This window comes from Neisseria sp. P0021.S007, assembly GCF_051956855.1.
On record NZ_JBQCXA010000952.1, the window covers coordinates 1 to 561 of the forward strand.

The 561-nt window shown below is 60.8% G+C and carries 1 pseudogene; it reads left to right on the forward strand.

Annotation, left to right across the window (positions count from 1 at the left end):
* Positions 1-561 (forward strand): annotated as a pseudogene (locus tag ACTHUR_RS16905) (replication-associated recombination protein A); the annotation flags it as partial.

Genomic DNA, 561 nt, shown 5'->3' on the forward strand with positions numbered 1-561 from the left:
GTTGAGCCGCGCGCAGGTGTATGTTTTGCAATCCTTGTCTTCAGACGACCTCAAGAAACTGATTGCCAAAGTATTGGCCTTGCCCGAATACCGAGATTTCACGATTGAAGCCGATGCGCAGGAGCTGCTCGTCAATACCGCCGACGGCGATGCGCGCAGATTGTTGAATCTGTTGGAACAACTTTTACGCGCCGCCGACACACGCCGTCTGAAAACCCTGACCGCCGAATTTCTTGCCGACAGCTTGGGCGCGCAAATCCGCCGTTTCGACAAAGGCGGCGAGAGTTTCTACAACCAAATCTCCGCCCTGCACAAATCCGTGCGCGGCTCGCATCCGAATGCCGCGCTGTATTGGTTCTGCCGTATGCTCGACGGCGGCACTGACCCGCGCTACCTCGCCCGCCGCATCGTGCGCATGGCGTGGGAGGACATCGGGCTTGCCGACCCGCGCGCCTTCCAAATCGCCAACGATGCCGCCGCCACCTTCGAACGCTTAGGCTCGCCCGAAGGCGAACTCGCGCCGGCGCAAGCCGTGCTGTACCTTGCCGCCGCCGCGAAATC